General features: G+C 61.7%; 7 protein-coding genes. 3 read left to right on the top strand and 4 right to left on the bottom strand.

Annotation, left to right across the window (positions count from 1 at the left end):
• Positions 1 to 96 precede the first annotated feature (96 nt).
• From HU811_RS22940 to HU811_RS22925, 4 genes are all read right to left on the bottom strand, one after another.
• Complete coding sequence (locus HU811_RS22940; RefSeq protein ID WP_092401240.1) at positions 97 to 501, bottom strand: SufE family protein; 405 nt, start codon at positions 499 to 501, stop codon at positions 97 to 99.
• A complete protein-coding gene (locus HU811_RS22935) occupies positions 498 to 1703 on the bottom strand; it encodes an aminotransferase class V-fold PLP-dependent enzyme (protein ID WP_186658241.1) in 1206 nt (401 codons plus the stop codon). The genes HU811_RS22940 and HU811_RS22935 overlap by 4 nt, the downstream gene beginning before the upstream one ends.
• Positions 1704 to 1876: 173 nt before the next feature.
• On the bottom strand, positions 1877 to 2911 hold the full coding sequence (gene dapD, locus HU811_RS22930; RefSeq protein WP_092401234.1) for a 2,3,4,5-tetrahydropyridine-2,6-dicarboxylate N-succinyltransferase: 1035 nt from the start codon (positions 2909 to 2911) through the stop codon (positions 1877 to 1879).
• Positions 2912 to 2943: 32 nt separating this feature from the next.
• A complete protein-coding gene (locus HU811_RS22925; RefSeq protein WP_186658239.1) occupies positions 2944 to 3306 on the bottom strand; it encodes an ArsC family reductase in 363 nt (120 codons plus the stop codon).
• Positions 3307 to 3482: 176 nt separating this feature from the next.
• On the opposite strand from HU811_RS22925, the gene HU811_RS22920 reads away from it, so the two are divergent.
• From HU811_RS22920 to HU811_RS22910, 3 genes are all read left to right on the top strand, one after another.
• Positions 3483 to 4829, top strand: a complete 1347-nt coding sequence (locus HU811_RS22920) for a type III effector protein RopAA (RefSeq protein ID WP_186658237.1) — start codon at positions 3483 to 3485, stop codon at positions 4827 to 4829.
• Positions 4830 to 5077: 248 nt separating this feature from the next.
• A complete protein-coding gene (locus HU811_RS22915; protein WP_186658235.1) occupies positions 5078 to 6724 on the top strand; it encodes a Na+/H+ antiporter in 1647 nt (548 codons plus the stop codon).
• Between the two features lie 352 nt (positions 6725 to 7076).
• The gene (locus HU811_RS22910; RefSeq protein ID WP_092401225.1) at positions 7077 to 7436 is read left to right on the top strand and encodes a DUF6124 family protein; all 360 of its coding nucleotides are present in this window, start codon (positions 7077 to 7079) and stop codon (positions 7434 to 7436) included.
• Positions 7437 to 7548: the final 112 nt, after the last annotated feature.

Raw genomic sequence — 7548 nt, 5'->3', positions numbered from 1 at the left:
CGCTTTCGCGAGCAAGCCCGCTCCCACAGTCGACCGTATTCCCATGGAGGAACGCGGTCACTGTGGGAGCGGGCTTGCTCGCGAAGCTTTTGGCGGTTATTGAGTCAACTCAAGCATCCGCTTCAACACCGCATTCAAACCATTGCTACGCGACGGCGACAGCTGCCGGGACAATCCCAGCTGGTTGAACCAATCCGGTAAATCCACCTGACGCAACTCCACGGCAGACAACCCATTGACCCGCGCCAGTAGCAACGCCACCAGCCCTCGGATCAATCGCGCATCGCTGCTGGCGCAAAACTGCCAGTGCCCTTCATGCAAGCGACCCACCAGCCATACCTGACTCTCACAGCCGTGGACGAGATTGGCATCGCATTTGTCCGCATCACTCAAGGGCGCTAGACGCTCGCCCCATTGCATCAGCAGCCGGGCGCGCTGTTCCCAACCCGATGCGTCCTGAAAAACTTGCAGCGCTGTGGCCGCGTCGGCCGGCAGGTTCATCGGAGCATCTCCAGGGCTTGGTCCAGCGCTTCGAAGAAGCGTTCGATATCGGCGGAGTCGTTGTACAGCGCCAGCGACACGCGAATCGCCCCCGACAGCTTCAGATGCTTGAACAGCGGCATGGCGCAGTGATGCCCGGCGCGTACAGCGATGCCTTGTTCGGTCAGCAAGTGGGCCAGGTCAGCGTTGTGCACGCCATCGACCACGAAGCTGACCAGGGCCAGGCTCGGCTTGCCCACCAGGCGGACGCCGTTGCGCGCCAGCAGCCCGTGGAGCAGGTAGTCATGCAATGCAGTTTCATGGTCGCTGACAGCCTGCTGGTCGAGGCCGGACAGGTAGTCGAGGGTCGCGCCCAGGCCGATGACACTGGCAATCGGCGGCGTGCCGGCTTCGAAGCCCAGTGGCGCAGGACGGAACGTGGCGCTGTGGTAGTCGGCTTGTTGCACCATCTCGCCGCCGAACTGCCAATGACGCAGTTGATGAAGCGCGTCGGTGCGGCCGAACAACACGCCCAGTCCTTCGGGGCCATAGAGCTTGTGGCTGGAAAATACATAAAAGTCGCAGCCCAGTGCCTCCACATCGTGACGGCCATGAACCACGCCCTGGGCGCCATCGATCACCGTCAGCGCGCCCTGGGCCTTGGCCAGGGCCAATAGCGCTGGTAAGGGCTGCCAAGTACCCAGCACGTTGGACAACTGGCTCACTGCCAGCAGGCGCGTACGTGGGCCGATCAGTTCGGCGGCGGCGCTGATATCGATCACCCCGTCGGCATCCAGCGGCAGCACCACCAGCGTCAGCGCACGACGCTCGGCCAGTTGTTGCCACGGCAGCAGGTTGGCGTGGTGTTCCAGGGCGCTGATGACGATTTCATCGCCCGGATTGAACAGATGTTCCAGCCCATAGGCCAGAAGATTCAGCGCCGAAGTGGCGCCATGGGTGAAGACGATTTGCCCGCAATCCCCTGCATTGAGCCATTGCGACACTTTGAGTCGGCTGTCTTCGAAGGCCTGGGTCGCATGGGCGCCCGGCAGATGCTGCGCGCGGTGCACGTTGGCCGCGCCATTGGCATAGTAATGCGCCAGAGCGTCCAGTAGGGCCTGGGGTTTTTGCGTGGTGGCGGCGTTGTCCAGGTAGGTCTGGCCTTGCCGTTGCAAGGCGGCGATGGCCGGGAAGTCGGCGCGCCAGGGAGAGGGAATCAACATGCTTTCGGGCCCTGCTGGAGTTACGCCGGACCTTGTGGGAGCGGGCTTTTTTGGGGGAGCCGAGCTTGTTCGCGATCGCAGCGACACGGTTTAACTGCAAGACCGCGTCATCGTTCATCGCGAGCAAGCTCGGCTCCCACACAGGCTCGCCCCCACAAGTGGTGGTGTGAAGCTTAGTTGTGGGCGTGCAGTGCTTCGTTCAGCTCGATGGCCGATTTATGGGTTTTGCATTCCACCGCGCCGGTCTCGGAGTTGCGGCGGAACAGCAGATCGGGCTGGCCGGCCAGTTCGCGGGCCTTGACCACCTTGACCAACTGGTTGTTCTCGTCCAGCAGCGCCACCTTGGTGCCGGCGGTCACGTACAGGCCCGACTCCACGGTGTTGCGATCGCCCAGCGGGATACCGATGCCGGCGTTGGCGCCGATCAGGCAGCCTTCGCCCACCTTGATCACGATGTTGCCGCCGCCCGACAGGGTGCCCATGGTCGAGCAACCGCCGCCCAGGTCCGAACCCTTGCCAACGAACACGCCAGCCGAGACACGGCCTTCGATCATGCCCGGGCCTTCGGTGCCAGCGTTGAAGTTGACGAAACCTTCGTGCATCACCGTGGTGCCTTCGCCCACGTAGGCGCCCAGGCGGATCCGCGCGGCATCGGCGATACGCACGCCGGCCGGGACCACGTAGTCAGTCATTTTCGGGAACTTGTCCACCGAGAACACTTCCAGCAACTCCCCGCGCAGACGGGCTTCGAGCTGGTGCTCGGCCAGTTCGCTCAGGTCGATTGCGCCCTGGCTGGTCCAGGCCACGTTCGGCAGTAGCGGGAAAATGCCGGTCAGGTTCAGGCCGTGAGGCTTGACCAGGCGGTGGGACAACAGATGCAGCTTGAGGTAGGCCTCGGGCGTGGAGCTCAGTTGTGCGTCTTCAGCCAGCAGGGTGGCGACCAGCGGCTTGTGGCTCTCGGCCAGGCGGGTCAGCAATGCGGCTTGCGCGGCATCGACGCCCTTGAGCGCGTCAGCCAGTTGCGAGGCCTGGGCGGTGGTGAAGGTGATGGCCTGGTTGCCTTCGCTATAGCCCAGAATCGGCGCGATGGCCTTGACGATCTCGGCCGAAGGGTTGAGCAATGGTTGGGCGTAGAACACTTCCAGCCAGGTGCCTTGACGGTTTTGCGTGCCGACACCGAAGGCCAGGCTGAACAGAGTACTGGACATGAAATTACCTCTACAAAATGGACTGGGCAGGCTTACTTGATCTCTGCCGCATAAATATCTGGCTTGAAGCCAATCAGGGTTCGGTCACCGAGATCAAGCACCGGGCGCTTGATCATCGAGGGTTGGGCGAGCATCAGTTCGATGGCTTTCGTCTGGTCGAGATCGGCTTTGCGTTCGTCGTCGAGTTTGCGAAAGGTCGTACCGGCACGGTTCAACACCACTTGCCAGCCATGTTCGTTGCACCATTGGGTCAGGTGCTCACGGTCAATGCCGGCGGTTTTGTAATCGTGAAAGTCGAAACGCACAGCGTGTTCATCGAGCCAGGCGCGCGCCTTTTTCATGGTGTCACAGGCTTTGATGCCGAAAAGCTGTAAGTGTTTGTTTTCATTGGGCATAAGTGCTCCCCCAAAACGTCCCTGGTATCGTCCTGACAATCAGCCGACGATTATGCCACGTCGTTCCTTTCAGTGCCTTGACTGTCGCGACGGATCGGACGAGGCGGAACCGATAGGAAAGAGGTGGCCACACAGCACAGGAAAACCCAGCACTTTTGCGCACAAGAGACCCGCCCATGGATTCCATCTCCCTGACACCGCCCCGTCCACTGACGAATCAAACTGAAGAAACACCCCCGCCCCATTCAACGACATCGACCACCGGGACCGCTGCATCCGTCCCGATCGGCCCTGTCACGGCTGAACAGGATCTGGCAAATCGCACGGGTGCAATCAAAGCCCAGCTCACCCGGGTATTCGAGCCGCATATAAACGGTGCCAATCGCCAGGCCTTCGAAGCACTGATCGATGATCGTTCGCGTACCTTGGCCAATGACGGGGAAACCACGCAAAGCGTCGATGCCGTGCTGACCAAAGGCTCGCGGCTGGATCGCGCGTCCCATGACACTGTTGGATTCCTTCGTTCGGTTCCCTTCGGCGCGGCCTCCATTGCGCTGGACTTCGCCCCGGCGGTGACCGGCAATGGCTCGATTACCGCTCCGTTGGCGCTGTCGGCGATTGCCGGCCTGGTCAGCAGCGCCTCCGACACGGTCGGCAATGGCCTGATCAAGCGCGCCACCAGCGACACCCAGTGGCTGGTGGCCGAAAATGCCGATCTGGAGCCGGTCATGCAGGAGGCGGCCAAAGCGGTGAAGCCGAGCCTGACGACCCAGGCTGCCGAGGGCAGCATGACCTTCCAGACCTTCACGGCCCGAAACGTTTTGCGGACCGTCGTCCAACCCGTGGTGACCAAGACGGTCGATGCTCAAACGGGCAGCAAGGTCGATTCCGTGATAGCCGCGATTGGCTCCCCGCTTTCAGGCATGGCCGCCTATGACCTGCAGCATTCCATTGATAAATCCAAGCACCGGGTCGGTCCGGAGTACCTGTTGGGACGGCAAGACTGGCATCAGCGCTTCAAAGACCTCAAGGACTATGGGGTAGGGGGCGCGGCCCTCGGGATCGCGAAGCGGGTCGGCAGATTGCCCCTGGATATCGCACGTGATGGCAGCAAATCGCTGCAGGCGCTGGTTACTCCCACGGGACTGGTCAGTGGCATCGGTGCATTGGCCGGTGGTATCACCGCTATTGGCATGGCCCAGACGGCTGCGGTCAACGCCGCCAGGCAGGCCGGCATTTCTCCCGCAGGTGTCGCGGCGGTGGGCAAGGCCACCGTCACCGCCACCATGGCGCCGGTGGTCGCCGCCTGGGTGACAACGGGGGTGTTGACCCAACCGCTGGCGGACAAAGCCTCGGCGGCGCTGGACAGGCTTACTGGCCCTGCCGGGCATCTGGATGAGCAGCAAGGGCTGTTGCCGCTGGTCGAGATGCCTGAGGCTGAACCGGTCCAAGGCGAGGGGAGCGATGGCGACAGATTCGTCTCGGCGCGCTCAAACCTCAACGCCGCCGAGCGAATGGTGTAGCTTCGAATCAGTCCCGGTCGTTCCAGGCAATGCAAGGGCCTGGAACGACCGGGGCCTGTTTTTTCGCCCATGCTGGAGATAAAAGGTGTTTATCCAATAGCCGGACGGCGTCGGCTGGCGCAGCTGCGTGGCGCTGCCGCCGGGGTGCGACCAATGTGCAACGGCAGCGGCACGGTCGGAGGGGCTAATATGGCACTTCAACGGCAAGCTGTTGCCGGATGTGTGTGGCTGTAATTGGAAACCGTTTTATGCAAAGCGCTTATACCGTCCTGATCCTGTTAACGCTGGTGAGTGTGTCGCGGCTGATCGGACGGTTGGTCCCGCTGCCGTTGCCCTTGGTGCAGATCGGCGCAGGGGCGTTGCTGGCCTGGCCCTCCCTGGGGTTGCATGTAACGCTTAACCCGGAGTTGTTTCTGTTTTTGTTCCTGCCGCCTCTGCTGTTCTCCGACGGCTGGCGCATGCCCAAACGCGAATTCTGGCGCCTGCGCGGACCGATCCTGACGTTGGCGGTGGGGCTGGTGCTGTTTACGGTAGTGGGCGCCGGTTATTTCATTCACTGGCTGTTGCCGAGTATCCCGCTGCCGGTGGCGTTTGCCCTGGCGGCGGTGCTGTCGCCGACCGACGCGGTGGCGGTGTCGGCGATTGCCCGCGATCGGCTGCCCGGGCCCCTGATGCATATGCTCCAAGGTGAAGCGCTGATGAACGACGCCTCGGGCCTGGTGACGTTCAAATTTGCCTTGGCGGCGGCTATCACCGGCGTGTTTTCCCTCGCTAACGCCAGTCTGGCCTTCGTGCTGGTGGCAATCGGTGGTCTGCTGGTCGGCGTGGCCTTGAGCTGGCTGGTGGGGCGTTTGCGCGCCTGGATGGTCGCCCGGGGCTGGGACGACCCGGCGACCCATGTGGTGTTCATGTTGCTGTTGCCTTTCGCCGCGTATGTGCTGGCCGAGCGGTTGGGTGCATCAGGCATTCTCTCTGCGGTGGCGGCCGGGATGATGCAGAGCTGGCTTGATCTGCTGCCGCGTCAGACGGGCACACGGCTGCTCAATCGCAGTGTCTGGTCATTGCTGGAGTTTGCCTTCAACGGCTTGATCTTCCTGCTGCTGGGCTTGCAATTACCGGACATCGTCAAGGCGGTGACCAGCCACGAAGCCACGTTGTGGCCGACGCTGTTCTACCGCTGCCTGGACGTGGTGGCGATTTTCCTGGTGTTGCTGGTGCTGCGGTTTGTCTGGGTGCAAAGCATCTGGCGTTTGTCTGGGTGGTTGCGCCGTTGGCGTGGCAAGGGCGAGCTGACGCTCGTGCCGACTGCGCGTTCCTGCTGGTTGCTGACCTTCGGCGGCGTACGCGGTGCAGTGACGCTGGCGGGCGTGATGTCGGTGCCGTTGCTGTTGGGCGCGGGGGATGTGTTTCCCGAACGAGACTTGCTGATCTTCATTGCCGCCGGGGTCATTCTGCTGTCGTTGATAGCGGCCTGCATCGCCTTGCCGTTGCTGCTACGGGGTATCGAGAAGAGTCCCGACGACAAGCGCCGCAACGAAGTTCGCGATGCCTGGCGCAAAACCGCTGAAGCGGCGATCCATGCACTGGAAGTGGAGGAATCGACCGAGGCGACCAGTACCCCGGATGCAGCACAGGCGGCGCTGGCGGCCGAGGTCAAGGCGCGGTTGATGTCTGAGTATCGTCATCAGCTCGACGTATTCAACGACTCCGCCGAAGCCCAGGCGTTGGCATTCGAGATGGACCTGCTGGAGCGCCGGCTGCGCCTGAAGGCTTTTCGGGCGCAGCGCCTGGAGTTGTATCGCCTTAGTCGTCATCACCAGATTGGCGATGATGTGCTGCGTGAGGTGCTGGGGGAGTTGGATCTGGCGGAGGCGAATTTGGGGTTGGGTAAATAGAAGCCATTGCGCAAAGCTACTTGTGGCGAGGGAGCTTGCTCCCGCTGGGGCGCGAAGCGGCCCTAAAACCGGGCAGCGCAGCATGTCAGACAGATCGAGTTGACTTGTTTGGGGCCGCTGCGCAGCCCAGCGGGAGCAAGCTCCCTCGCCACGGGGATGGTGGTCTGTCAGATGCACCGAAGTTTCCGACAAGTTTTTAAGGTTGTCCGTCGGAAGCGAGGGCTCTAGCCTCTGGGTGTCGCTGCCAATTCAGCGACCGGACGTGAGAATCCGAACATCCTCTAGGAGCACTGGCTTCTGCACAATCCAAGTGCAGGGCTTACATCTTCAGCTCTAGGGAGCAAGCAATTCGATGAACAAAGAACCCCAAAATCCACCAAAACCTGCCTCTACTTTCCCTTATGGCGATTACGCCCCCGAAAAGCTGCAAGAGGCCGCTGACCGTGTGCTGGATCAATACCTCAAACCCGACGACAGCAAGCCAGAACCCAAGCCTTCAGTACATCTGTTCACTGTGGCTGAAGGTATCGACACCGAAGTGTTGCTGGCCAACCTCAGTGAAACCCTGGCTTCGGCCAATGCAATGCTCAACGACCTTGCCTTCGATCAGGACGGCTCGCGACGACATGTAGCATTGGGAGTGGCCCAGATGATTGAGTTGGGGATGTTGTTGGCGAACAAGTGCCTGGATCGGGTAGAGCTTCGGACTTGATGCAATAAGTGCCGGCCTCATCGCGAGCAGGCTCGCTCCCACAGTGGATTTGCGTCGTTCACAAATATGCCAATCGACACCAAGCCCCTGTGGCGAGGGAGCTTGCTCCCGC

This window comes from Pseudomonas tehranensis (genome assembly GCF_014268615.1).
In the GTDB taxonomy this organism is placed as follows: Bacteria; Pseudomonadota; Gammaproteobacteria; order Pseudomonadales; family Pseudomonadaceae; genus Aquipseudomonas; species Aquipseudomonas tehranensis.
This window is presented reverse-complemented; position numbering and strand designations above follow the sequence as displayed.